Origin of the sequence: Collinsella aerofaciens, from assembly GCF_009876115.1 — a bacterium.
GTDB classification, from domain to species: domain Bacteria; phylum Actinomycetota; class Coriobacteriia; order Coriobacteriales; family Coriobacteriaceae; genus Collinsella; species Collinsella aerofaciens_N.
This window is the reverse complement of record NZ_WWSY01000023.1, coordinates 1-23,737: the sequence shown is the minus strand read 5'-3', so window position 1 is coordinate 23,737 and position 23,737 is coordinate 1. Positions and strand designations below refer to the sequence as shown.

Sequence of the window (23,737 nt, the reverse complement as noted above, 5' to 3'; positions counted from 1 at the left end):
TGGGCGTTCGCCTGGTCGCTAGTCAACCACGTGGGTCGTTGCGACCTGCTTGAGCCAAGCTGCCGACTTCTTAAGGCGGCGCTTGTAGCCGTCCATGAGATCGACCTCGACAAAGCCGTAACGGTTCTTAAAGGCATTGGCCCAAGACCAGTTATCGATGACGGCCCAATAGTGGTATCCGCGGCATTTAGCGCCCTCGGCGATTGCCTTGGCGACCCACTCAAGGTGCTGACGCACAAAGTCGACGCGGTAGTCGTCCTGGATGGTCCCCTCGGCGTCACGGTTCTTGTACTCATCCATGATGCCGATACCGTTCTCGGATACAAACCACTCAAGATCGGGGTAATTCTTAGCACAGTCCATGCCAAAGTCGTAGAGGCCCTGCGGGTAGATCTCCCAGCCGCGGGACTCGTTCATAACGGCGTCGGGCCACACGTACTCGTCGGCAAAGTGCGGCAGGCCGTACTGGTCAACCTTGATCGCCGGCGCCTGAACGCGCGTGGGGTGGTAGTAGTTGCAACCGAGCCAGTCGACAACACCCTGCTTGAGAATCTCTTGGTCGCCGGCACGGAACGGGAGCTTGACGCCGCCCTCGGCCAGGCTGTCGAGCACGTCGGCAGGAAGCTCGCCCTTGGTAATAAGGTCGAGCCACCAGCGATTGTTGATCCCGCTGGTCATACGCACGGCCTCGAGATCCGCCTCGCTGGGGTTCTGCTTGGTGTAGACCGGGGTAAAGCAGTTAATCATGCCGATCTTGGCATCGGTGCGAACAGCGCCCTCGTCATAGGCGCGACGGTAGTTGGCTACGGCCAGCGCGTGCGCCAGCGAGATGTGATACTGCACGGTGCGAGCGCGATTGTAGTCATGGAGCAGCGGGAACCACACGCCCTCCTGATAGCGCTGCTCGGGCTCGACGATGGGCTCGTTAAAGGTGAACCAGTACTTGATCTCCTGGCCAAACTCGCGGAAGGCAACGTCGGCGTAATGAGCGTAAGCTTCAACAACCTCACGGCTCTCCCAGCCGCCACGATTAAAGAGGTAGGTGGGCATGTCAAAGTGGTACAGGTTGACGAACGGCTCCAGGCCGGCCTCGCGGGAGGCGCGGAACAGCTCGTGATACCACGCGGCGCCCTCCTCATTAAGGTTGCCGTCAGCATCGAGCAGACGACTCCACTGAATGGAAGTGCGATAGGTGTCCAGGCCCAAGTCCTTCAAGATGCGAAGGTCCTCCCGGTACTTTGCCATAAAGTCATTGCCGGCATAAGAGCCAACGCGGTTGTAGAACGAACCCAGATCCTGGATGGACCAGGTGTCCCACAGGTTCTCGAGCTTACCGCCCTGGTTCCACTGACCCTCAGTCTGCGGGCCGGACATAGCGGCGCCAAAGAAGAAGTCACGGGGCAGCTGATACTGTGCCATCAAAGTCCTCGCTTTCGCGTTCTAGAGCTTCCGGTTGAAGACGGGTTTGCCTTGGCGGGTTATCCGGCGCGGGCGCGCACCGGTTATCCAGATTTCCAGCCCGCCAAAACAAATCCGTCCCCAAACGGTCGGTCCCGCCGTGCGGCAGGATTCCGTTCGTTGCCTACAACTATAGCGCTCTAATTTTATAAGTAAAGCGTCTTTTCCTTTTTTCTTTCTCGAACTTCTTAGGTAAAAGTAATATGGACGCCTTGTTGGGGGTTATACTTACTTATGCATTCATATATATCGGAAAGGAGGTTCCATGATTCCCAAATACGAGGCGATAGCTGCAGATATCCGCCGCAGCATCGAGGACGGCGCACTAAAACCGGGCGACAAGCTGCCCACCGTCGTTGAGTTCTGTGACCTGTACGGCGTTTCCAAAATCACCGTCAAACGAGCTATTGAGCAGATCACCGAGGAAGGCCTTATTACCAGCCGCCGCGGATCGGGCACCTACGTTAAGGACACCGCGGGGCTTCCTGGCCAGGCGTTTTTCCAGGGGAAGAACGACCGCGCCCAGGGCTTTTCGTACGAGCACCGCGGGGAGAAGGTGACCTCGGTGGTCTACGATTTCTCGATTGTTAATCCACCAGCGGACATCTCAGCCCAGCTGGGAATTGCCGAGGATGACTTTGCCTATCACATCGTGCGCGTGCGTCAGGCCGATGAGAAGCCCATCGTTATCGAGTACACCTACATGCCCCTCGAGCTGATTCCAGGCCTTAAAAAGAAGGACCTGTACGGATCGGTCTACCACTTCATCCGCGAGCAATGTGGGCTGAAGATTTCGAGCTTCCACCGTACCATTCGCGCCGTGGCAGCAACCGAGGAAGAAGCCGAGCGCTTGGACACCAAGCCTGGCTCTCCCCTGCTCGAGCTCACCCAGATTGGCTTTTTGGACAGCGGCGCCGCCTTTGAGTATTCGGTCTCGCGCAACGTTGGCGACCGCTTTGAGTTGCACAACGTAACGTTGGCATAGGTTTTTGTAGTCATCCGGGCGCTCGCTTTGAGCTGTTTTGTGCAGCGCCCGCGCAACACAATGGGGGTATGAACATGTCCGATTTGATTAAGCTGACGCCGATCTTCCACGAGAAGATCTGGGGCGGTCGCCAGCTCGAAACCGTATTTGGCTACGACATTCCCGATGGCCCCATCGGTGAGTGCTGGGCCATCTCGGCCCACCCCAACGGCGACTGCCAGATTGCGGAGGGCCCGTATGCCGGCCACACGCTGTCGTGGCTGTGGGCCGAGCATCGCGAGCTCTTTGGCAACTGCGAGGGCAAGGAGTTCCCGCTGCTCATTAAGATTCTGGACGCCAAGGACGACCTTTCGATCCAGATTCATCCCAACGACGAGTACGCTGCCGAGCACGAGAACGGTAGCCTGGGCAAAACCGAGTGTTGGTATGTGCTGGACTGCGAGCCCGACGCCACGATCATCGTCGGCCAGCGTGCCAAGGACCGCGCCGAGGCCGCACAAATGATCGAGGAAGGACGTTGGGACGACATGCTCAACGTGTTGCCGATTCACAAGGGCGACTTTTTCCAGATTGATTCCGGTACCGTGCACGCCATCAAGACCGGCACGCTCATTTTGGAGACGCAGCAGTCGAGCGACGTGACGTATCGTCTGTACGACTACGACCGTCCCGGCACTGACGGCAACCTGCGCCCGCTGCACATTGAGCAGAGCCTCGACTGCATCGACTTTGATGCTCAGGCTCCGACCGACGGCACGGTGACCGCGCCCGAGGTGGACGGCGTGACCGAGCTCGAGTCTAACTCCTGCTACACCGTCAATCGCGTGCGCGTCGACGGCAGCAAGACCCTCGACCAGCGTTGGCCCTTCATGTGCCTATCGGTCATCGACGGCGAAGGCACCGTCTGCGGCGACCCCGTCCACAAGGGAAGCCACCTGCTGGCCCCGAGCACCGTCAGCTCCATCGACCTCGAAGGCAAGATGGAACTGATCATCAGCCACCTGTAGGCCACCGGTCCCCAAGTGCTCGCCGGGATGGGACGCGGGGTTTGGTCGCCTGCTCGGACAGTCCTGCTCGCACGGAGAGCACATTAAGTGCTCTCCGGCTCGTGCGGAACTCGCGATCGACCAAACCCCGCGTCCCATCCCGGCGAGCCTCTGGCTAGTTACGACAATCAAAAAGCAACAAGGGGCTCCCCCGCTCATCAAACGGGAGAGCCCCTCGCCATACATAACGAATCAAGGTGCCTATAGGTAGACCTTTTCGAGAAACGATAATGTGTCCTGAAGACGCGCTCTCTCTTTACGATCGGTCTGCCGATTTACATAAGAAGAAAAGTCCGCAAAGAAGTCTCCGGCATCAGCCCTCATTTGCTCTATTAGCTCCAAGCGAGCCGAAGGCGGCAACAAACCCGCAAGTCGAACAATATCCGAGCGATGCTTTCGTCGATCTTTATCGTTGCAATGGCGCCCTTCTTCATAGCTCCTATTGATATCAATGTGTGCACGCATCTTGAGGGGAATGATATGGAGCGCATCGAGCAACGTAATGCCCTCTACGTTCGTTGCGTTGTCGCGGATAAATTCGTAGTAGCCATCGTCGAGAATAATTGCCGAAAGACTTGATACGGCCCCGTCAAAGGAAAGAGGTGCCACTTCGCTCGTTTCATCTTCGAGCACAAAATCAGGATGTCGGGCAAATAGCTCAATTTGGCCGGGATAGTCTAGGACTTGCCTTGATCCTTCGGGCAAACAGAACCGATAGTAAGTGCACCTTCCATCGCCGACCTTTCCAGTCTCATATCCGGCAGCTTTGATAAATGCCCACAATGCAGTGGCGAATTCAACGCCTTTCCCATCAACAATTACGACGACATCCAAGTCTTCAGTAGCTCTAAACGAATCGCCCTCATTGTCAAATAGAACGCTGCAGGCCCCTCCACCAATAAGGACGTAACCGCCTTTACAGCCGCTCATGGCATCGGCAAATCGCTCTATTCCCCTCACTTTTGACATATCGTCCTCCTGAGCTGTTCGACCGCGTCGAGCAGACGATCTTCTTTGTAATCTGCTTTTGCGCAAGCAACGTATAAGGAAAACGGGTCGACACACTGCAAACCCGTCGCGTCAAAACTAATATCGGACGGCGCGTCCACGGGATACGACCAGACCTCAATCACAACTGCCGCCGGTTCGTACCACTGAGCCTCCAGCCATCTGTCGCCCATATGCTCTTTCAAGGCCTCTAGCTGATATTTTTCGAGAGCAATGGTTGGAGCAGAGTCTTCATGGGCAAGGTCGGACATATAGCTAAGGGCAGACACACCGGAAAGCAGCGCATCAACGGCACGTAGCTCTGTTCTCTCGATAACCTTCTTGAGCCGGATTCGCTCTAAAACTGGCGTGCGAAGATAGTCCTCAAACCCATCTAGCAACGTCTCGGTCGACAGCCCGGCGTCACACAATATACGCTTTTTGCCGTCCCGCATAATCAACCCAGGAGCTATAGCGGCGATTTCCGAAAGATAGCCGCTGACGCTTGCCGCGCTTTTGCCACACAGACGCGCTAGGTCGCCGGCGGAGCAGTCAACCCATCGTCCCGCAATGAGATTTAGGACGATTCGTTGAGATTGGGACGAAAGCGGAGCAGCGGGAGAAGCACCCAGCACTTCATCGGAAATAACGGCTCCGATAAACGGCAGGAACGCATTTCGCTCATCTCGGATATATGCGATTCCCTCCGAAGAAAGCGCGCGCATAAAACCTAAATCCATAGCATCCCAGCAAATTGCCACCGGACGAGCATCTAACGTAAGCACTGCATTGACGAGATTTCGCGCCGAAATGACACTGGGCGGTTCTTTAGGTTCCGCAACAATAAAACGGCCCTGCTCAGACATGCCAAGCCGTGCCAAGCGAAGCGAATACCGCTCAAGATACATGCGAGGAATCTGCATCTCAACTGGCTCCGGGTCGATGGCGAGCTCTAAAGAGAAGAGTCTTTTTGGGAGACAATTTAGCAGCATGTCCAATCACCCTTTTCATTTCAGTTACATTTTAGTATCTATCTGAAATTATACTGAATCGTATAAAACGCTCAATCCCTAAAGTCATAAGAAACAATCCAAACGCAATAAAGAGGCTCCCCCGCTCATCAAATGGGAGAGCCCCTACTCACATCTATTTTTCTATCAGCCCACCCGGCTCTCCAGATCAAAAAGCGGACGAGCAAGGCGACGCCAGCAAGCAACGTTATTTAAGGACCTGGGCGGGCGTATGGGGCAACATCGATCGCGAGTTCCGCACGCAAAGGAGGCCACTTAATGTGGCCTCCGTCTTGCGCAGGACTGCCCGAGCAGGCGATGTTGCCCCATACGCCCGCCCAGGTCCGCCGAGATTACGACAGCTTGACGATCGGAGCGAATCCCTTCATAAGCTTTTTGGTCTGGCCGGTCTTCTCGAATTGAACCTCGATCATGTCTCCAGCGACCGAGAGCACGGTACCCGTGCCAAAGGTCTTATGGCTCACGGTATCGCCTGCGGCAAAGTCCTGCGATGCGCTGGCGCGATCGACCTTGCGCTCCACCGTCGGGGACACCTTGGACGAGGGCTTTTTGGCTCGCGGCGCGCCCGAGCCAAAGGTCGAGGCAACACGGCCGGCGTCGGGCGAGACCCCACGATGGCGCTCGGTCCCGTAGCTGCTGCCGCCAAAGAAATCGTCAAAGCTCGATCCACCGCGCGAACCGGAACCGCCGGTCGAGCGCGTATGCGAGCCAAACACCTTGCCGCCATACATATCCGAACCCATGCCCGAGCCAAAGGTGCCGTGACGGTCGCCGCGCTTCTCCCAGCCCGTGCCTTCAAAACCGGCAGAACCGATACCGCTAAACTCGATATCCTCAAACGGAATCTCATTGAGAAAGCGCGAGCGTGGGTTGGCAGAGGTCGAGCCGTAGGTGCGACGCGTGGCCGCATAGGTCAGGAACAGGCGCTTGCGGGCGCGCGTGATGGCAACGTAGGCCAGGCGACGCTCCTCCTCGAGCTTGCCCGGGTCATCGCTGCCGCCAAAGTCGTGCACGTGCGGGAAGATGCCCTCCTCCATGCCGGCCACGAACACCGCCGGGAACTCCAGACCCTTGGCGGAGTGGATGGTCATCATGGTGATGGCATGCGTCTCGCCGGCCAGGGAATCCAAGTCGGAGCGCAGGGCCAGCCACTCCATGAGTGCCGGCAATGCCTTACAGGTGAGCGGACCGTAGGTGCGCTCGATCTCGTCGGCATGCACGGCACCCGCCGGCAGCTCAGTCGGCGCGGCATACGCGTTGCCCGCGATGGCGGCGGCCAGGGCATCCTGCGGCGAGAGCGCCGGGGCGGCTAGGCTATCGAGCGGATTGGAACCTGCGGCATCGCGCGCGCCGACGAGTGCCTCAAACGAGGATGCCGGTGCGGACGGCCCCGGTTCGGGCGCGGGCGCGCTCACCACGACGGGCTCGGCGCCGGCAGGCACGTCGGCAACACCGGCTGCGCGCAGCTCTTCCAAGCTCTCGAGCGTGCCCTCGATATCCTCGTGCGTTTCCTCAAATTCGGCGGCGACGCCCAGGAATTCCTGGATGTTCTCGGCGCGGCTCTCGGACTCCATGGTGCCCTCGGCGCGGAAAGCCTGCAGCAGGCCCGTCTTATCGACGATCATCTCGACGACGTCCTTGAGCTCGCCGTCCATGCGGCGACCCTCGCGCACCAGCGACACAAAGCTCGACAGGCCGTTGCGCACCTTGGCGCTAAACATGCCGGTTTCGGCGCACGCGATCTCGCAAGCCTGGAAGAACGAGCAACGGTTGTCGCGTGCCAGCTGCTCGATCTTTTGGATCGAGGTGGAGCCGATGCCGCGGCGCGGTGTGTTGATGACGCGCTTGACGCTCATCTCGTCGGCCGGGTTCACGATCATCTTGAGGTAGGCCATGACATCGCGGATCTCGGCACGGTCGAAGAATCGCGTGCCGCCCACGATCTTGTAGGGCACGCCCGCGCGCAGGAACATATCTTCGAGGATACGCGACTGGGCGTTGGTGCGATAGAACACGGCGATATCGTCATAGCTCGTGCCTTTGGCATGCAACTTCTCGATCTCGCCGGCAATCCAGCGGCCCTCGTCGCGCTCGTCGCTCGCTTGGAAGGCCTGGATCTTCTCGCCATCGCCCTCGGCCGTAAACAGGCGCTTGTCCTTGCGCTGCGAGTTGTGGCGCACCACGGCATTGGCGGCGCTCAGGATGTGACCCGTGGAACGATAGTTCTGCTCCAGCTTGACGGTCTTGCAGTTTTTAAAGTCCTTCTCAAAGTCCAGGATGTTGGTGATGTCGGCGCCGCGCCAGCTGTAAATGGACTGGTCATCGTCGCCTACGACCATGAGGTTTTGGTACTTGGCGGCCAGCAGGTTAGCGATCTCGTACTGGACGTGGTTGGTGTCCTGATACTCGTCGACGCTAATGTAGCGGAAGCGCTCCTGGTACTTGTCGAGCACCTCGGGGCGGGTGCGCAGCAGCTCGAGCGCGCGCACGAGCAGGTCGTCAAAGTCCATCGCATTGGCGGCGCGCAGGCGGCGCTCCAGCTCTAGGTAGACCTGCGCGGCCTTTTTGTCGTTGGGGCTATCGGCACTCTTGAGCATGTCCTCGGGGCCGATCATGGCGTTTTTGGCCGAGCTAATCTTGCTGCGGATCATGTTGATGGGGAACTGCTTTTGCTCGATGCCGAGCGCCTGCATAATGTCGCGCACCATGCGCTTTGAGTCATCGTCATCGTAGATGGTGAACTGGCCGGTGTAGCCCAACAGGTCGGCGTCCTCGCGCAGCATGCGCACGCACATAGCATGGAAGGTGCACACCCACATGCCACGGGTGCCGCTGGGAATGAGTGCCGCCAGACGCTCGCGCATCTCTGCCGCGGCCTTGTTGGTAAACGTAATGGCAAGAACCTGCCAAGGCTTAACACCCAGGTCGCCGAGCATATGTGCGATGCGGAAGGTCAAGACGCGGGTCTTGCCCGAGCCGGCGCCGGCGAGCACCAGCAACGGGCCCTCGGTGGACAGGACCGCCTCGCGCTGGGCGGGATTAAGGCTGTCGATGTCGACGAGCGGTTTGGCGGGCTTGGGCGCCGGCGCGGGAGCGTCGTAGATGTCGAGCGGAACGAGCTCGGGCTCCGGCGCAGCGGGGGCGGTGTATGCATCGAGCGGCACGGGTTCCGGCGCGGGCGGTACGGGTACCGCGGCGTTCTTTTCCCAGGGCAAGGGCTGGGTCATGGGCGACTCCTCATCTGACGGACGGCGCGCCTGCGGGCAGCGCCATAGTTTGAGCCGTACCAGTATACCGAGCCGCGCGGACACCGACGCAAATCACACCACGACTCCGTGCGCCACCGTCAGGCCCGCCCCAGCGAATTTGGTGCATTGGGGTCAGGTTGCTTTGCACCAATCTATTGACAATCACGAAACCGCCGATGTCATGGCAGCAGCAGCGAGCGGCGGCCAGGGCGAACAAATTGGCATGAAAAGAGGGCGGCATAGACCTTTTGGTCATGCCACCCTCTTTGAATAACAAGTTGTCGCCCTGGCCGCCGCGCAGCGTCAACCAAGTTACAAGCCGAGCATAGGCTCCAGGACAAAGAAGTACGCGAGCACCACGATGCCCAGGATGATGCGGTAGACGCCGAAGCACTTGAAGTCGTGACGGCGCACGAAGCCCATAAGCCACTTGATGGCAATGAGCGACACCACAAAGGCGACGACGCAGCCCACGCCCAGGATGGCGATTTCGTTGGTGCCGAACGTGCCGCCCTTAATAAAGTACTTGACCAGCTTGAGCGCACTCGCACCAAACATGACGGGAATGGCTAGGAAGAACGTGAACTTAGACGCCACCGAGCGCGTGCAGCCCAGTAGCAGGCCGCCGATGATGGTGGAGCCGGAGCGCGATGTGCCCGGAATCAGCGAAAGCACCTGGAAGCAACCGATACCCAGCGCGGTCTTCCAGCTCAGATCCTCGAGCGTAGTGATGGAGCCAAAGTCAAGGTTATCGTCATCGTCTGAAGCGGCAGCCGCAGCGGGCGCGGCAAAATGCGCACCGGCGGGGCGTCCGCCCACCACCACGGCACGCGAACCAAACGAACCGGCAAGAGCAGCCTGGTCGCGCTTGTTCGCGCGCCAGTTCTCGATCACGATAAACAGCACGCCGTACACAATGAGCGCCAGCGCCACGACGGGAGCATTGTAGAAATGCTCCTCCATCCAGTCGTTGAGCGGCAGACCGATCGCCGCGGCGGGAATGCAGCCGAGCACAATCTTGCCCCATAGCACCCAGGTGTCGCGACGGCCCTCCTTGCCCTTGCTGGGAGAAAACGGGTTGAGGTCGTAGAAGAACAAAACGCAGACGGCCAAAATGGCGCCAAGCTGAATCACGACCAGGAACATATTCCAGAACGTCTCGCTCACGTTCATCTTGACGAACTCGTCCACCAAGATCATGTGACCGGTCGACGAAACAGGCAGCCATTCGGTGATGCCCTCGACCAGGCCCATGAAGGCAGATTTTAGAAGCTCAATGATATCCAAAGGGACCCCCTCGTTAGACACCCGCCGATATTGTTCTGCGGACGGTGCGGGCGATGTCCCATTATCAACCGTTGGCGGCGCGCCTGCGCCTACCCTTACCAAAAAACTCGCCCGTTCACAGAATTGCGAGCGGTCAAACCCAAATCCTTGGGTATAACTGCAACAAGATAAAGTGTCCGGCGGCCACGCATCCGCGCCCGCCCGATGCACGAGCCCCACGCCCGTGCGATAGACCAAGGAGGAAACCATGAACGAGGGCTACACCAAGGTATTTGTTTCACTCGACGGTACTGAGCAGCAGGATTTTGTGCTCGCACGCGCCATCAAGGTCGCCGCGAACAACGGCGCCAAGCTGATTATCGGCCACGTTATCGATTCCACGGCACTCGAGAGCGCCGGTTCCTATCCGGTCGATCTGGTCAACGGCCTAGAGGAGGCATTTAAGAACTCCATCGCCAAGCAGCTCGAAGAGGCCAAGGCCAATCCCGACATTCCCGAGGTCGAGGTCATGATTCGCGCCGGCCGTATTCGCGAGACGCTCAAAGACGAGATGCTCGACGTGGTCAAGCCCGACCTGGTACTCTGCGGCGCACGCGGCCTGTCCTCGATCAAGTATGCGCTCCTGGGTTCGATTTCGACGTTCCTGCTACGCAACACCGACTGCGACATCCTGGTCGTGAAGTAGGTTCCTTCCCGCCGGGGCAAGGCCTGCGGGGTTATCACGCCGACGTCCTCGCCGCTTCGCGGCTGCGGGATGTCGGCTTTGATAACCCCTCCCGGCCTTGCGCCTTCGTCACCGTACTTCAGCGAGTTATCTGATAGAAAAATGGCGTGCCGCCCCGTTTGGGGCGGCACGTTTTGTTTGGGCGGCACGTTTTTTATGGCACGTTTTTGTTATGGGAGATTCATTTGAGCCTCATGGCTATGTTCACGTTCGGAAACATAGCGCCAGTTGCCTTAGCTAAGTTCACGTTCGGGAACATAGCCGTCCGCACCGCAAGACGGCCCGGCTACTCAAAGTATTGGAATTTGTTGGTTGAGAAGGCAAACGTGACGACAAAGCCTTCGCCGGAGTCGGATGCTGCGGTGACGTCGATGCCCATCTTGGAGCACAGGCGCGCCACCAGGTAGAGGCCAATACCTGTTGCACGCTTGGTGGTGCGGCCGTTATCGCCGGTAAAGCCCTTCTCGAACACGCGCGGCAGGTCGGCCGCGCTCACGCCGCAGCCGTTGTCCGCGACGGTAAGCTCGATGCGCTCGCTTGCCAGGCCCTCGTCCAGCAACGCGCCCGAAAACATGATCTTCGCGCCGTCCTCACGCGCGTATTTAATGCTGTTCTGAATGAGCTGGCCCAGAATAAACTCGAGCCACTTCTCGTCGGTAAACACCTCAAAGTCGAGGTTCTCGCACACCGGCGCCACGTGCGCCGCGATGAGCTCGCGCGCGTTGGCCTTAATCGCGCCCGTCACCAAGGTCTTGAGATCCCAGCGGCGAATTAGATAGTCGCGCTCCACGACTTCCGAGCGCGCATAGTAGAGCGCTTGGTCGATATAGCGCTCCACGCGAGCCAGCTCGCGGCCCAGGTCATCCACGCGCGACAGGTCGTCTTCGCTGCCGTCCAGGTTTTCCAAAATCAGGTGAGCCGCCGCCAGAGGCAGCTTGGCCTCGTGGACCCAACTCTCGATATAGTCGCGATAGTCATCGGTCTGACGCCGGCCTTCGGCAACCTCGTCGCAAGCGGCTTTGCCCACCCGGCGCAAGACCTCGTACTCGAGCTCGCCCTCGGCATAGGTCGGGCATTGCACCATCTCCTGCACCCATGCGGGACTCTCGAGCTCCTCTGCTGCACGCTCCAGCTGGCGCAGAAAACGACGACGGCGTGCGTACTCGATCACGATGCCCAGCATGCCAAAGATAAAGGACACGCCAACCGCCACGACCACAATAGATGTCGAAGCACCGGCGACCGTCAGCACAAAGCAGCTCAGCAGCACGCCGCACGTCCACACGGCGACGGGAAGCAGCGAGTCTTTAAAGAACTTGCCAAACGACATAGCCGGCCCCTAGACCGAATAGCCTTGGCCGCGATGCGTCGTCAAATACCCCTTGATGCCGATTTTTTCGAGCGTGGTGCGCAGGCGGTTGATGTTGACGGTGAGCGTATTGTCGTCCACGAAGGCGTCGGAGTCCCACAGGTCCTGCATGATGGCCGAGCGCGAAACAATCTTGCCCGCGCGACTCAGAAGCAGTGAGAGGATACGCAGTTCGTTTTTGGTGAGCTCGGTGCTAGTGCCGGTTTGCGTGTTGGTGACCATTGAGCGGGCGAGGTCGAGCTCCAGCCCCTTGTGGACAAGTGTACTGCGCTCGCCTGCCGCCGCGGTGCGACGCAGCAGTGCGTTGATGCGCGCCACAAGCACGCGCGCGCTGTAGGGCTTGGGAACAAAGTCGTCCGCGCCGAGCGTCATGGCCATGACCTCGTCGATCTCGGTCGTGCGCGACGTGAGAACGATGATGGGGACCTCGGATTCGCGACGGACCTCATGGCAGATGTGCTGGCCGTCTTTGACAGGGAGCGTGAGATCGAGCAGCACCAGGTCGGGCGCGGCGGCGAGAATATCGCGCGAGGTATGTTCAAACGATTCGCAGGCCTCGACCTCAAAACCGGCACGAGCAAGGATGTCGGCAAGTTCACGACGAATGGGCTCGTCGTCCTCAACGACATAAATCAGCGCCATGGATTTCGCTCCCCTCTTGGTTGTCTTGCCACCATTATGGCTGCGAAACTGCAGGTGTGCACCGCGCGCGGTGCCAAGGTGACAGAACTGTTCGCGAGCGGGGGCGTTTTGTCCGCCTCGCACTCGCAGCGGCGGCGGGGACCAAAATGATTCTTTAATCCCCGTCCCAGAAAAATCATTTAGCGGCGGGCACGGAGCTTTTCGTAGCCTTCGGCGAAGAAGGCGACCGTGGCGGCGTCGGCCTCGGCGGCGTCCGTCTCGGTCGCGGGGACCACGCCGTGCTCGTCGCTCACTAGGAACAGCGCACCCTTGAGCTGCGCGGGAATGTCTACGCGCGTGACCGGGATTCCCTTGGTCTGGGCCAGCTGCTCGATGAGCGTCGCCGTGCCACACAGACACTCGTCCGCTGGCACCACAAAGGCGAGCTCGCCGTTGTTGACGGCGGCGAGCAGCTCGGGCGCCACGCCGGTTTCGTCGGCCTCGGAGCGGGCCTCTGCGGAGCGGGCGCGCAGCGCCTTGGCCGACGTATCGGCGAGCGGCTCGTACTCCCCCACCGTCATGGCGGCGTTGCCGTTGACGTCGATCACCAGCATGAGCACGCCGTCATGTGCGGTGTAATCGCCCTCGGCAAGCGACCACTCAACGTGCTGTTTGGCCCAGCTGAGCATGTTATGGGTAAGCGGCTCGCCCTGCACCAGGCGCTCGGACAGTGCGCGGATGTGGCGGTTGAGCATGGGCACCTTTTTGTTGGACATGCGCCAACGGCAGACAAGCGCGGGCTTGTCGAGCGTGAACTTCTCGACCGCCTCCTGATTGGCGCAAAAGTCCTCGTACGCACGCTGATCCTCGGCATTGCCAAACAGCTCGGCATCATCAATCTGGGGCATGGTCATACCTTTCGTGTTAGTCATTCCGTCCTCTTATACCAAAAAGACGGCCCTCCAAACGGAGCAGCCGTCTTTTGCAGAGATTATTTTGTCCCGTGGCGAAACTTAGTGCCTAAAATGCCTGGCCCCCGTGAAGACCATCGCAATACCATGCTCGTTGCAGGCCTGGACGCTCTCGTCGTCGCGCTTGGAGCCGCCGGGCTGGATGATGCAGGTCACGCCGTGCGCGGCAAGCACGTCGACGTTGTCGCGGAACGGGAAGAACGCATCGCTTGCACAGGCAAAGCCGCCCTTCTCCACGCCCTCGCGCTCGCAGAAGTCCTCGGCGCGCTCGCAGGCAAGCAGTGCAGAGTCAACGCGGTTGGGCTGACCCGGGCCCATGCCAATGCCGGCCTTACCCTTGGAAACCAGGATGGCGTTGGACTTGACGCCCTTGCAGACCTTCCAGGCAAACTCGAGCTCGGCCATCTCAGCGTCGGTGGGCTTACGGTCGGTGGGGAACGTGAAGGTCGCGGGATCCTCGGTCACGTGGTCGACTTCCTGCACCAGCATGCCGCCGTCGACGGAGCGCAGCTCCACCTGGGCGCCGTGGTCCACGCCGCCGGTAGCCAGCACGCGCAGGTTGGGGCGCTTGGCCATGCGCTCGAGTGCCTCGGCAGTGTAGCTCGGGGCGATGATAACCTCGACGAACTGCTTGTTCTGGTCGGCGAAGTGCTCAACCAGCTCAAAGGGGACCTCGCGGTTGCAGGCGATAATGCCGCCGAAGGCGCTCTTGGGATCGCAGGCGAAAGCGCGGTCGTAGGCGGCCGTGATGTCCTCGGCCACGGCGGAGCCGCAGGGGTTCTGGTGCTTGAGGATCACGCAGGCCGGCTCGTCGAACTCGCGGACCAGGTTCCAAGCGGCGTCGGCATCCAGATAGTTGTTGTAGCTGAGCGGCTTGCCCTGGATCTGCTCGGAGCCCACGAGCGGGAACTGCGAGCTCGCGGTGTTCTCGCAGCCCTCGGCAAAGCGATAGACCGTGGCCTTTTGCTGCGGGTTCTCGCCATAGCGCAGGTCGTCGACCTTCTCCAACGAAATCTCGAGCTTGGCAGAGGTGTCCGCCACGTCGCTTGCCTGGGCGGCGAGCCAACGGGAGATAGCCGTGTCGTAGGCGGCGGTGGTCTGGTAGACCTTCACCTGCAGGCGACGACGGGTGGAAAGCGTGGTGCAGCCACCGGTCTCGTGCATCTCGGCCAGGACGACATCATAGTCGGCCGGGTCGGAGATGACGGTAACGCTCGCGGCGTTCTTGGCGGCAGAGCGCAGCATGGAGGGGCCACCGATGTCAATGTGCTCGATGGCATCCGCGAAGGTGACCTCGGGGTTGGCGACGGTCTTCTCGAACTCGTACAGGTTGACGACGACCAGGTCGATCAGCTTAATGCCGTGCTGAGCGGCCTCCTGCATGTGCTGCTCGGAATCGCGGCGGGCCAGCAGCGCGCCGTGAACCTTGGGGTGCAGGGTCTTAACGCGGCCGTCCATCATCTCGGGATAGCCCGTGAACTCCTCGATGGGGGTTACGGGAACGCCCGCGTCCTCGATGGCACGAGCCGTGCCGCCCGTAGAGATGATCTCGACGCCAAAGTCATCGACCAGCGTCCGTGCGAAATCGACGACACCCGTCTTATCGGTAACCGAGATCAACGCGCGTGCGATCTTCACATCAGATCCCATGCAGTCCTCCTATCTGGTACGCCGCCGTGCTCTGTGAGCCGGTGATACGTCGATCTGCAGCGCTCGCGCAGCGGCATTGAAAATACTGATTCAATGTAGCGCATCGAGCGCATCGATGCACCCCGCAACGGGCGCATGTGCAGAAAAAGCTTGCGAGCGGAGGGGATGGGCACGGTGAGTTCATGGAACACAGGGGCACCATAATTAGATGCCAATGGCGTGGTAGAACTGTGCTCGATATGCATCCGCAAAAGAAAGAGGCGCCATGGTCTCGCGGGTTCTCTACCGACCGTTTGATACCGAAGACTTCGACGCCATCGCGCTGATTCTGCAGCAGCTTTGGCATAACAATTCGGATAACGATGAGTACAACCGTCTCGAGGCCGCGTGCGACCTTGCCTACTGCCTTTCGTCTTCGACGTTTTCGCAAGTTTCCGTAATCGACGGTCAGGCGCGCGGCATTGCGCTCGCGCGTGCGGGACAGAGCTCCGGCGCCACCGTTAAGGAACATTGGCTGGATACCGAACGCGCACTGCTATCGCAAATGCGCGAGCTGGAGCCCGATGCCTGCGCCGAGTATCTCTCGTTTGTGCGCGCAACCATCCGAACCAACAACCGCCTGCTCGAAAGCAGCCCGTTGCCACACGACAACGAGGTCACGCTGCTTGCCGTAGATCGCGACGTCCATGGCCTGGGCGTTGGCTCGGTGTTGCTCGACGCCGCAGTCTCGTACCTATCCTCGCGCGGGGCGACGAGGGCGCACCTGTACACCGACTCCAACTGCTCGTGGAAGTTCTACGAACTGCACGGCTTTAAGCGCACGGCCACGCACCGCGCCAACCGCGAAGAGCGCCGTCACGACATGCCGCGCGAAAGCTTCCTCTACGAACTCGACCTAACAGCCTAAACTTGGCAGCCATACCTGGTCATTTAGGAACGTTCCCAGTGACCAGTCGTTGGGGACAGCCTTCGTAGGTAGCGCATAAAAATGGGATGGATCCGTCGGCAGTCGCCGGAGAAGATCCATCCCAAAAATCAGAGCGCGCTAGAACGTTCCGCCGCCGCCTCCGCCGACGCCGCCGCCTCCGCCGCCCGAGAAGCCGCCGCCGCTACCGCCGCTCGAGCTATCGGAACTCGAAGCCAGCTCGCGGATGGTCTCGTGATACACATCGTTAAACGAATCGAGCGGAGACTCGTTGCCGTAGTGATGGTAATACCACCAGTAGCAGGGGTAGTTGTCGTAGAAATCGTCGCTGTTGCGCAGGTCCGCAGGCACGGCCTCGGCCAGCTGTCGCAGCACTTCTTTCGAAACGCCCAGGGCAACGCCCATCACCAGCAGCTTGTTCCACAAGATCAGATCGCTGGGGATGGCCTCCTTCAGGCGCGTGAAGTCCTCGAGCCAATGCTTGAGCGCCTTACAGCGAGCCGCCACCTCGGCGCCCTCCGGCGTGTAACGGCGGAAGGTGCAGCTCAGGACAAAGCCCACGATCGTGACGGGGATCGAGATCGTAGCGGCACCGACGTTGGCGTCCGCAAAGTCGGTATAGAACAGAGAGCCCAGAATGCCAAAGACAATGATGATGCCGAGAACCAGGCCGGCCACCATCGCGATAGTGCCATCCGATGCAATAAGCTCGCGCGCCTCCAGCTTGCCCTTAACTGTGCTCTGATAGTCCTCGAGCTTGTCGCCAACAGATGTGGTGCGCTCGCTAGCGTACTCCTCCAGCTCGCTAAACGTGCGCGAACGGACTCCGTCCTTATCGGGCTTAACGCCGGCGAAGAAGACCTTGAGCACATCGCGATCGATGCCGTCCTTCTTGGCAGCCTTCCAGGCCTCGTCGGTCACTGTGATGCGATACGTCTGCTCCTCTTTTTCGCGACGGAGCAGACCCTTCTTCTTGGTCTCGGTCGCTTCTTCCAGCTTGATCACACGGTCGTCGGTGAGCTTCATGAGCGTGGCGATATATGCCTGATCGGGCACGTCGTTCCAGCTCATAAGAGCTGCAAGCACCGCGGGATGGTCGGCGGAGGGCACATCGCGGAAGTACTCGTCCTGGAAGAGCGGCTTGGGCTTGGGCCTGCGCAGCTTGAGCATCACGATCACACCGGTATAGGCAACCGCCACGACAACACACACCACGGCAATCGCGCCGGCAACCGCACGCGCGTGCTCACGGCGAGCGTTGGCCTCGTCGGCCCATTCCTTCTCTTCGCTCAGAATCGTCGACATGCGCTTTTCACCCGAGACGGCAAGCTGCGGCACCCAGTCGCTGGGGAAGGCGATGCGCGCCTCGGCGAATTCGCCCTGATGCACGCAGGGAATGGTATAGGTGACCATGGGTTCATCCGCATCGAGCGATACGTCGCCCGTCAGCGGGCCGTGGCCCCATGCGCGGAAGTTATCGCCCTTGACGGCCGCCGTCCCGGCGGCGGCATTTGCGAAGTACACTTCCATCTCGACGTCATCGGAATCCGCGGACCAGCCGTCGCCCACGAATTTCCAATAGAGCTCGGCGGTATCGGCCCAGTTCATAACCGCACCGGTCATGGTGTAGCTCACGTAGTAGATTGCGCTGTCGCCGCTCTCGTGAGGGCTGAACACCTTGATTCTTACGCCGCTGTCGGACTGCTCAACCGTATAGACGCCGTTGTCGCCTTTGTTTGCGCTGTCGACCTTGTTAAACGCGGTGTCGTCTTCCTCGACGCTCAGCACATTGACGCCCGCCGCGCCGCCCTGCTGGTTAGAGCCTGTATTGATCTCCCAAAACACGCCGTTGATGTCGTCATCGAAATCAAACTGGCGTCCCTCGACAACGGTCAGCGAGCCGTCGGCCTCGACCGTGGCACCGATATAGGTTTGGGTCATGGAGTAGCCGTCGGCACGTGCAACGGCGGGCAACAGCAGCAGTGCGCACGCGACGAGCGCGCAAATGGAAACAAATCGCGCAAACGGGCGGCGCTGCCGGCTGACTTTGGCGGCGAGGGTGTTCATAGGCACATCCTTTGTCTGTAAAACCAACAGCGCCATTGTCCCACGTTTGCGGGTACGCATGACGAATATCTAGGCGACCGGAGCGCCAAACGGGATGAAAGTCACGCCCACACCTCGGCACTTGGAAAATGATCTATTGGGGACGGAGGAAAACGGATCATTGGGCTGAACCGACAGACAACAACTAATTTGTCGTTTGAGACGCTCTTGGGCTGAGTCCCGCGCCAACGATAGATAACACTTCACAGCTCCGTCACAGGTGTAGCGGCTTTGTGTGGGCGCGGCATGCGCTGATTGAGCCGCCAGTCGAGGGGCATAAAGCAATTGAGCGAAAACGGTTTGCCCCTTTGCCGTTCGCTCGAGGATCATGTCCCCCTTTTCCGCGGAAACCCCGGCAGTTGCGAAGAGCTGCCGGGGTTTCTGTCGTTTGTGAGGCCGAGTCGGCGTACTGCGATCGAGACGTTGGGCCGCAGACCCACCGTGCGCAATGCGCAGCGCCGCCAACTTGCGAGCCACGGAAACGCCTTCCCTACCGTGCCCCGCGCTATACTCGTCCGCATGGATATCAAAACACGCAACATAGTAACGCCCGCCGCGGATGCACCAACATCGCAACCCGCCTCCGTTCCCGCACCTGTCGTGGGCCGTTTTGCCCCGTCGCCCTCGGGCCGCATGCACCTGGGCAACGTGTTCAGTTGCCTGTGCTCGTGGCTTTCGGCCCGCAGCCAGGGCGGCAACATCGTGCTGCGCATCGAGGACCTGGACGATCGCTGCAAGCGCCCGGAACTTGCCGCTCAACTGATTGACGACCTGGCCTGGCTGGGACTCGAGTGGGACGAAGGCCCCTACTACCAGCACGATCGCCTCGACCTGTACGAGAGCGCCTTGCGCCAGCTGCAAGACGCCGGCCTCACCTACCCCTGCTTTTGCACGCGCGCCGAGCTCCACGCCGCGAGCGCGCCGCATGCCAGCGACGGCACGCCCATCTACCGCGGCGCCTGCCGAGGCCTTTCTGCCGAAGAGGTCGCCCGCCGCAGTGCCCTGCGCGCCCCGGCCACGCGCCTGCGCGTGCCCGACATCGACGACCTCGCGGGCGACGTGATCGAATTCGTGGACCGCACGTACGGGGCCCAATGCGAGGCGCTCGCCACCGAGTGCGGCGATTTTTTGGTGCGCCGCAGCGACGGCGTTTTTGCCTATCAGCTGGCCGTGGTGGTCGACGACGCTGCCATGGGCGTCACCGAGATCGTGCGCGGATGCGACCTGCTGGGCTCCACGCCACGCCAAATCTACCTGCAGCATCTGCTGGGACTTCCAACGCCGCACTACGCACATATTCCGCTGCTCATGTCGCCGGACGGCCGCCGCCTTTCCAAGCGCGATCGCGACCTGGACCTGGGCGAGCTACGCGCACGCTTTGGCACGCCCGAGGCACTGCTGGGCTGGCTCGCCGGGCAAACGGGCATCGCGCCGGACACCACACCGCGTACCGCCGAGCAGCTGGTCGAGCACTTTAGCTGGAATGTCATCCGCGCGCACCGGGAGAACATCACCGTAACGGCCGAGTAGCCGCTCACTCCACCCCTACGCAACATCCCAGGGCTGGAGCTCGTCGCCCAGGCGGACGATACAGTCGTAGAGCACGGTGTGGCGCTCGGCCGGGTTGGCATCCCGATGAAAATGCCCGTAATACCAACGTTTGTAGTCCAAGCGGTCTTCCAGCTCATCGAAAAATGCCGTAAGCCGATCAACGGCGGGGTAATTCCAGCCGGGTGCCGGATAGAGCGTGGGCGAAAGCATGCGCGTAGAGCAGGTGTGGGTGATCACGTAGTCGACCTTCCAGCCCACGCTGTCGAGCTTTGTCCGCGCCTCCTCAAAGTTACGCTCGTCCGGCAGCTCCTGTGGCCACCAGCTGGAATAAGGAATGCGGTATTCCTTATCCACACTCGTGGCGCCGCCCATGGTAAAGATCGTTGAGCCGTCAAACTCAAAAACCTCGCCACGCGTCAGGCGCCGTATGGGAGAGGTATCCGACAGGCGCTGCGTCAGCCCACCGTGCCACAACTCCATGGGTCGCTCCGCCCAGTGATCGAAACGCTCGTGGTTGCCGTCGACGAACAGCACGGTATAGGGACGCGATTCCAGCCAGGCGATATCGGTGCATTCCTCGGCAGAGAAATCCCAGGGAAAGCCAAAGTCGCCCGCGACAATCAGATAGTCATCGCTCGTCAGACTATCCCCAAGATCCCAGTCGCGCAGCTTTTGCATGTCGACCCCACCGTGAACATCGCCCGTCACATAGACCGTCATCGGATCACCACTTCCCTGTAAGTCGCCAGCCCGCATTCTGCACGATCGCTAAGCCAACCGTTCCAGCCCTTCCATCCCTTAGGGCTTACCCCTCGTTCTTCCAACCAAACGGATCAAACACCCAAAAGATCAGATCGAGCACGCCGCCGGTCATCATGGCGCCGGCAAGGGCCATACAAACGTGCAGAGAGCTGGCACTTCGGAGCACGTCGAACGGCCCCAGAACAGCCAGCAGCGCGACCGCTGCGCCGGCCACGCACAGCGCGAGGCATGGCCCCGCGTCCTTAACGCATTTCTTTGCGAGATGCTTGGTGTTGTCGCCCATCAATATCGAACTCCTTAGAGGGTCGTTGTTCAGATGCATGCCGCCGCGGCAGAGCAGGGCGGCAGGGTAAGTGTCACATGTCGTGCGGACATGCTTGAGTTACCCTACAAATTATTTAATTTGCTAGAATGTAGGGTAACTACTCGGAAGGGAGGCTCCATGTCCGTCTTAGAAGATGTCCTAGAAGAGGAATATGCACGCTCTAGTCGCCTTTTGGACCTCATGGAACAGGAAATCGGTCTCCTTCCAAAGGGCAGCATCCGCATGCGAAACATAAAAGGCCACGAATACTGCTACCTCAACTATCGAGTCGGCGACAAGGTTAAAAGCGACTATGTCCCCACTGCAGAGGTTGATGAGCTGCAAGCCAAAATCGAACGCCGAAGAGCTCTCGCGGCTGCCATTAGAGAGCAGAAGCGTTCTCAAAAGCAGATCATAAGAGCGTTGGGAAGGGTGCCAGATGTTGACTGAGCAGCAGCAAGCTTTCTTAAAAGTGCTTGACCTGGTTGAAGAAGCAGGGTGTATGGATCATGTCGTTCTCATCGGGTCCTGGGCGGAATTTGCCTATAGAGAAGCCGAGGTGCTGCCGGGTTTTTGTCCAAATATCAAAACAATGGATGTTGACTTCCTTGTCCGAAACCTACGACGACCCAGCCCGGCGGCACGCTTGACCGTCCTCGCAAAAGAACGAGGCTTCTTTGTCGAATCTGACCGCATGAACGGAACAACAAAGTTGCTAGATATCACCGGTCTTGAAGTTGAGTTTCTCATTGGAAAAATGGGCGCAGGAAAAGAACCTGCACTCAAAACGAACATCGGCGTGACGGCTCAGGCACTATGGCATATGGACATTATTTTGAAAAACACCGTCGAAGTTCGCTGTTTCAACCATATCGTAACTGTTCCAACCCCTGAGGCATATGTAATTCACAAGATGATAATTAACGGCGAACGGGGCAAAAAGGCCGAAAAAGATGCCCGCGCCGTGAATAATTTGCTCCCGCTGTTGAACGAGGAAAAGCTGACAAAGATGTTCGGTTCACTTTCCAAAAAAGAGAAAGCGCGAGTCCGTACGTTTGCAGAAGCTCATGGCGTTGCGGAGCGTATCTTGGGAAACATCTAAGCCGTTGGCGGGCAGCATACTGGGCAGGGCGTTTTGCCTCGTTTGAGTGCGGATACCAGTGGCACACTTGTTCTGACGGCGGTTCGTGGAAGGCCTTTGCATCCCATGGCGTTGTGATAACGCTTGCCACTTTTGGTGACGATCACATTGACCGTTGAGACGTCCATGCCACGGGACTCGCTAGGCATCGCCATCTTTTGGCACTCCGAAACTTGTTCATTGGATTTTCCGCTCGAAAAACCAGGGTCGCGGAATCGATTGATGTAACTGTCGAAACATCCATCGAACAGCAGTCCCGTTGCCAAGCCCGCCATGAACCCACAGGCAATCGCAGCTTCTCCTCTAATTTGCATATGCCCCTCCTTAATTAAGCTTGAGATAAAAGCGGCGCGCGCCGCAGGACCCATGCCCTTGCGGCGCGCGCCGAAAATGATCCGTTTTCCTCCGTCCCTAACGGATCAGTTGGCGGCGCTTGTCGGAGAGGAAGACGCCGGCGGCAACCAGGACCGTGCCGCCGATTACGAAGGTCTCGCCCAGCAGGTCGGACGCATCGCCCGTGGCGGGCATCGTCGTCTGCGGCGTGGTGACCCCTGACGCCGAGGTCATGTGCTTGGCCTGGTACGTCACCTGCGTCGCAGGCTGAGTCTGCTCGCCATTCCCGCGCTCGGCGGCCTCTTGGCGAGCGATCTCGGCGTTGAGCTCGGCAATAGCCTGGTCGAGCTCGGCCTTGGCGGCGGTGTAGTTGGCAAGCGCCTCCAAGTAGGCAGGTGCCACAGCATCCGTCGCAGCAACGGCAGCGTCGAGCTCAATCTTGGCGGCTGCAGCGCGCTCGGCGGCATCGTGAGCCGCGGCAATCTTAGCGTTGAGTGCCTCATCCGCATCGTTGGCACGGCCGCTAGCGATGGCGTCGGCAAGGTTGATCCTGCGCAGGCGGGCAACCGCGGCGGCAGAAGCATCGCGATCAGCGGTCGCATCTGTTACGGCGTCGTCCGCCGCAGTCACGCAAGACTCGGCATCGGTCTTCGCCGAAGCCGCGGCCTCAACAGCAACATCGGCAGCGGCCTTGTCCTCCGTCGCCTGAGCAAGCGCCGCGGCGGCATCGCGCAGCTGAGCCGCACGAGCAGCAGCCGCAACGGACGTGGCCTGCGCCGCGGTCACAGCTGCACCGGCGTCGGTCGCGGCGGCCTGAGCGACAGCAAGCTCGTCCTGAGCGGCAGCAACGTCGGAATCCGCCTGATCGGCCACGCCCTGGGCGGCGTCCAGCGCAGCCTGCGCGTCAACTTGGAAAGCACGCGCTCCCTCGAGCGCCGCCGAAGCCGCATCAAACGCGCGCTGAGCAGCGGCAACATCGGCCGAGTACGCGGCCAGCTCGTCCTGAGCGGCGGCAAGCGCGCCTTCCTTGTCGCCAACGCCGGCGCGAGCGGCATCCAGCGCACGCTGGGCAGCGGCTGCCTTGCCCTTGGCGACATCGAGTTCATCAGATTTGGCAGCCACGACACTCTGCGCCGCGGTAACCGCAGCGTTGGCAGCGTCGGTCGCGCGCGCAGACGTGGTGTAAGAGTGTCCTGAGGTCCGTCGCTGCAAGTCCCGATGTTACTCCTTCTTGAGAC

21 protein-coding genes are annotated in these 23,737 nt (G+C 60.0%); 7 read left to right on the top strand and 14 right to left on the bottom strand.

The genetic code is table 11. The annotated features are described in order from the left end of the window. Positions 1-18: 18 nt before the first annotated feature. A complete protein-coding gene (locus GT571_RS09445) occupies positions 19-1,419 on the bottom strand; it encodes a glycoside hydrolase family 1 protein (RefSeq protein ID WP_161156887.1) in 1,401 nt (466 codons plus the stop codon). 304 nt (positions 1,420-1,723) lie between these two features. Between GT571_RS09445 and GT571_RS09440 the strand changes: the two genes are divergently transcribed. Next, a complete protein-coding gene (locus tag GT571_RS09440; protein ID WP_161156885.1) occupies positions 1,724-2,443 on the top strand; it encodes a GntR family transcriptional regulator in 720 nt (239 codons plus the stop codon). A gap of 68 nt (positions 2,444-2,511) precedes the next feature. After that, positions 2,512-3,450, top strand: a complete 939-nt coding sequence (locus GT571_RS09435) for a type I phosphomannose isomerase catalytic subunit (protein WP_161156883.1) — start codon at positions 2,512-2,514, stop codon at positions 3,448-3,450. A 240-nt stretch (positions 3,451-3,690) separates the two neighbouring features. On the opposite strand, the gene GT571_RS09430 is transcribed toward GT571_RS09435, so the two are convergent. From GT571_RS09430 to GT571_RS09415, 4 genes are all read right to left on the bottom strand, one after another. After that, positions 3,691-4,458, bottom strand: coding sequence for a hypothetical protein (locus GT571_RS09430; RefSeq protein WP_152068460.1), 768 nt, complete (start codon positions 4,456-4,458; stop codon positions 3,691-3,693). Next, positions 4,446-5,468, bottom strand: coding sequence for a hypothetical protein (locus GT571_RS09425; RefSeq protein WP_152068459.1), 1,023 nt, complete (start codon positions 5,466-5,468; stop codon positions 4,446-4,448). The genes GT571_RS09430 and GT571_RS09425 overlap by 13 nt, the downstream gene beginning before the upstream one ends. 371 nt (positions 5,469-5,839) lie before the next feature. After that, complete coding sequence (locus GT571_RS09420; protein ID WP_161156879.1) at positions 5,840-8,734, bottom strand: ATP-dependent helicase; 2,895 nt, start codon at positions 8,732-8,734, stop codon at positions 5,840-5,842. A gap of 333 nt (positions 8,735-9,067) precedes the next feature. Further along, positions 9,068-10,042 (bottom strand): undecaprenyl-diphosphate phosphatase, encoded by a 975-nt coding sequence (locus GT571_RS09415; RefSeq protein WP_118081529.1) that lies wholly within the window; start codon positions 10,040-10,042, stop codon positions 9,068-9,070. Between the two features lie 247 nt (positions 10,043-10,289). Between GT571_RS09415 and GT571_RS09410 the strand changes: the two genes are divergently transcribed. Continuing rightward, a complete protein-coding gene (locus GT571_RS09410) occupies positions 10,290-10,727 on the top strand; it encodes a universal stress protein (RefSeq protein WP_006235921.1) in 438 nt (145 codons plus the stop codon). A 325-nt stretch (positions 10,728-11,052) separates the two neighbouring features. Here GT571_RS09410 and GT571_RS09405 read toward each other — a convergent pair whose 3' ends face one another. The 4 genes from GT571_RS09405 to purH form a co-directional block, all read right to left on the bottom strand. Next, a complete protein-coding gene (locus tag GT571_RS09405; protein WP_161156877.1) occupies positions 11,053-12,096 on the bottom strand; it encodes a sensor histidine kinase in 1,044 nt (347 codons plus the stop codon). 9 nt (positions 12,097-12,105) lie between these two features. Next, complete coding sequence (locus GT571_RS09400) at positions 12,106-12,777, bottom strand: response regulator transcription factor (protein WP_161156874.1); 672 nt, start codon at positions 12,775-12,777, stop codon at positions 12,106-12,108. A gap of 179 nt (positions 12,778-12,956) precedes the next feature. After that, positions 12,957-13,688 carry a hypothetical protein gene (locus GT571_RS09395; protein ID WP_161156872.1) on the bottom strand — a complete coding sequence of 244 codons (732 nt, stop codon included), beginning with the start codon at positions 13,686-13,688 and terminating at the stop codon, positions 12,957-12,959. 81 nt (positions 13,689-13,769) lie between these two features. Beyond that, positions 13,770-15,377, bottom strand: coding sequence for a bifunctional phosphoribosylaminoimidazolecarboxamide formyltransferase/IMP cyclohydrolase (gene purH / locus GT571_RS09390; protein ID WP_161156870.1), 1,608 nt, complete (start codon positions 15,375-15,377; stop codon positions 13,770-13,772). A 265-nt stretch (positions 15,378-15,642) separates the two neighbouring features. Between purH and GT571_RS09385 the strand changes: the two genes are divergently transcribed. Beyond that, complete coding sequence (locus GT571_RS09385) at positions 15,643-16,284, top strand: GNAT family N-acetyltransferase (RefSeq protein ID WP_161156869.1); 642 nt, start codon at positions 15,643-15,645, stop codon at positions 16,282-16,284. 138 nt (positions 16,285-16,422) lie between these two features. On the opposite strand, the gene GT571_RS09380 is transcribed toward GT571_RS09385, so the two are convergent. After that, positions 16,423-18,369, bottom strand: coding sequence for a DUF2207 domain-containing protein (locus GT571_RS09380; RefSeq protein ID WP_161156867.1), 1,947 nt, complete (start codon positions 18,367-18,369; stop codon positions 16,423-16,425). A gap of 558 nt (positions 18,370-18,927) precedes the next feature. Here GT571_RS09380 and gluQRS point away from each other — a divergent pair. After that, on the top strand, positions 18,928-19,938 hold the full coding sequence (gene gluQRS, locus GT571_RS09375) for a tRNA glutamyl-Q(34) synthetase GluQRS (RefSeq protein ID WP_192934692.1): 1,011 nt from the start codon (positions 18,928-18,930) through the stop codon (positions 19,936-19,938). A gap of 15 nt (positions 19,939-19,953) precedes the next feature. Here the strand turns inward: gluQRS and GT571_RS09370 are convergent, their stop codons facing one another. Beyond that, positions 19,954-20,679, bottom strand: coding sequence for a metallophosphoesterase (locus GT571_RS09370; RefSeq protein WP_161156864.1), 726 nt, complete (start codon positions 20,677-20,679; stop codon positions 19,954-19,956). 85 nt (positions 20,680-20,764) lie between these two features. Further along, positions 20,765-21,004 (bottom strand): hypothetical protein, encoded by a 240-nt coding sequence (locus GT571_RS09365; RefSeq protein ID WP_161156862.1) that lies wholly within the window; start codon positions 21,002-21,004, stop codon positions 20,765-20,767. A gap of 159 nt (positions 21,005-21,163) precedes the next feature. Here GT571_RS09365 and GT571_RS09360 point away from each other — a divergent pair, with 159 nt between their 5' ends. Both GT571_RS09360 and GT571_RS09355 read left to right on the top strand, forming a co-directional pair. Then, positions 21,164-21,475, top strand: a complete 312-nt coding sequence (locus GT571_RS09360) for a DUF6788 family protein (protein ID WP_161156860.1) — start codon at positions 21,164-21,166, stop codon at positions 21,473-21,475. After that, entirely contained in the window at positions 21,465-22,127 is a 663-nt protein-coding gene (locus GT571_RS09355) for a GSU2403 family nucleotidyltransferase fold protein (RefSeq protein WP_240136048.1), read from the top strand. The genes GT571_RS09360 and GT571_RS09355 overlap by 11 nt, the downstream gene beginning before the upstream one ends. On the opposite strand, the gene GT571_RS10020 is transcribed toward GT571_RS09355, so the two are convergent. Both GT571_RS10020 and GT571_RS09350 read right to left on the bottom strand, forming a co-directional pair. Further along, complete coding sequence (locus tag GT571_RS10020; protein WP_161192130.1) at positions 22,124-22,480, bottom strand: hypothetical protein; 357 nt, start codon at positions 22,478-22,480, stop codon at positions 22,124-22,126. The two genes, GT571_RS09355 and GT571_RS10020, sit on opposite strands and share 4 nt — an antisense overlap. Positions 22,481-22,577: 97 nt before the next feature. Continuing rightward, a complete protein-coding gene (locus GT571_RS09350; protein WP_161156858.1) occupies positions 22,578-23,711 on the bottom strand; it encodes a hypothetical protein in 1,134 nt (377 codons plus the stop codon). Positions 23,712-23,737 lie beyond the last annotated feature (26 nt).

What these genes read in the sequence shown, in the direction of transcription:
- GT571_RS09445 (WP_161156887.1), bottom strand. Translation starts at nt 1,419, where the DNA reads ATGGCACAGTATCAGCTGCCCCGTGACTTCTTCTTTGGCGCCGCTATG.
- GT571_RS09440 (WP_161156885.1), top strand. Translation starts at nt 1,724, where the DNA reads ATGATTCCCAAATACGAGGCGATAGCTGCAGATATCCGCCGCAGCATC.
- GT571_RS09435 (WP_161156883.1), top strand. Translation starts at nt 2,512, where the DNA reads ATGAACATGTCCGATTTGATTAAGCTGACGCCGATCTTCCACGAGAAG.
- GT571_RS09430 (WP_152068460.1), bottom strand. Translation starts at nt 4,458, where the DNA reads ATGTCAAAAGTGAGGGGAATAGAGCGATTTGCCGATGCCATGAGCGGC.
- GT571_RS09425 (WP_152068459.1), bottom strand. Translation starts at nt 5,468, where the DNA reads ATGCTGCTAAATTGTCTCCCAAAAAGACTCTTCTCTTTAGAGCTCGCC.
- GT571_RS09420 (WP_161156879.1), bottom strand. Translation starts at nt 8,734, where the DNA reads ATGACCCAGCCCTTGCCCTGGGAAAAGAACGCCGCGGTACCCGTACCG.
- GT571_RS09410 (WP_006235921.1), top strand. Translation starts at nt 10,290, where the DNA reads ATGAACGAGGGCTACACCAAGGTATTTGTTTCACTCGACGGTACTGAG.
- GT571_RS09405 (WP_161156877.1), bottom strand. Translation starts at nt 12,096, where the DNA reads ATGTCGTTTGGCAAGTTCTTTAAAGACTCGCTGCTTCCCGTCGCCGTG.
- GT571_RS09400 (WP_161156874.1), bottom strand. Translation starts at nt 12,777, where the DNA reads ATGGCGCTGATTTATGTCGTTGAGGACGACGAGCCCATTCGTCGTGAA.
- GT571_RS09395 (WP_161156872.1), bottom strand. Translation starts at nt 13,688, where the DNA reads ATGACTAACACGAAAGGTATGACCATGCCCCAGATTGATGATGCCGAG.
- purH (WP_161156870.1), bottom strand. Translation starts at nt 15,377, where the DNA reads ATGGGATCTGATGTGAAGATCGCACGCGCGTTGATCTCGGTTACCGAT.
- GT571_RS09385 (WP_161156869.1), top strand. Translation starts at nt 15,643, where the DNA reads ATGGTCTCGCGGGTTCTCTACCGACCGTTTGATACCGAAGACTTCGAC.
- GT571_RS09380 (WP_161156867.1), bottom strand. Translation starts at nt 18,369, where the DNA reads ATGAACACCCTCGCCGCCAAAGTCAGCCGGCAGCGCCGCCCGTTTGCG.
- gluQRS (WP_192934692.1), top strand. Translation starts at nt 18,928, where the DNA reads ATGGATATCAAAACACGCAACATAGTAACGCCCGCCGCGGATGCACCA.
- GT571_RS09370 (WP_161156864.1), bottom strand. Translation starts at nt 20,679, where the DNA reads ATGACGGTCTATGTGACGGGCGATGTTCACGGTGGGGTCGACATGCAA.
- GT571_RS09365 (WP_161156862.1), bottom strand. Translation starts at nt 21,004, where the DNA reads ATGGGCGACAACACCAAGCATCTCGCAAAGAAATGCGTTAAGGACGCG.
- GT571_RS09360 (WP_161156860.1), top strand. Translation starts at nt 21,164, where the DNA reads ATGTCCGTCTTAGAAGATGTCCTAGAAGAGGAATATGCACGCTCTAGT.
- GT571_RS09355 (WP_240136048.1), top strand. Translation starts at nt 21,465, where the DNA reads ATGTTGACTGAGCAGCAGCAAGCTTTCTTAAAAGTGCTTGACCTGGTT.
- GT571_RS10020 (WP_161192130.1), bottom strand. Translation starts at nt 22,480, where the DNA reads ATGCAAATTAGAGGAGAAGCTGCGATTGCCTGTGGGTTCATGGCGGGC.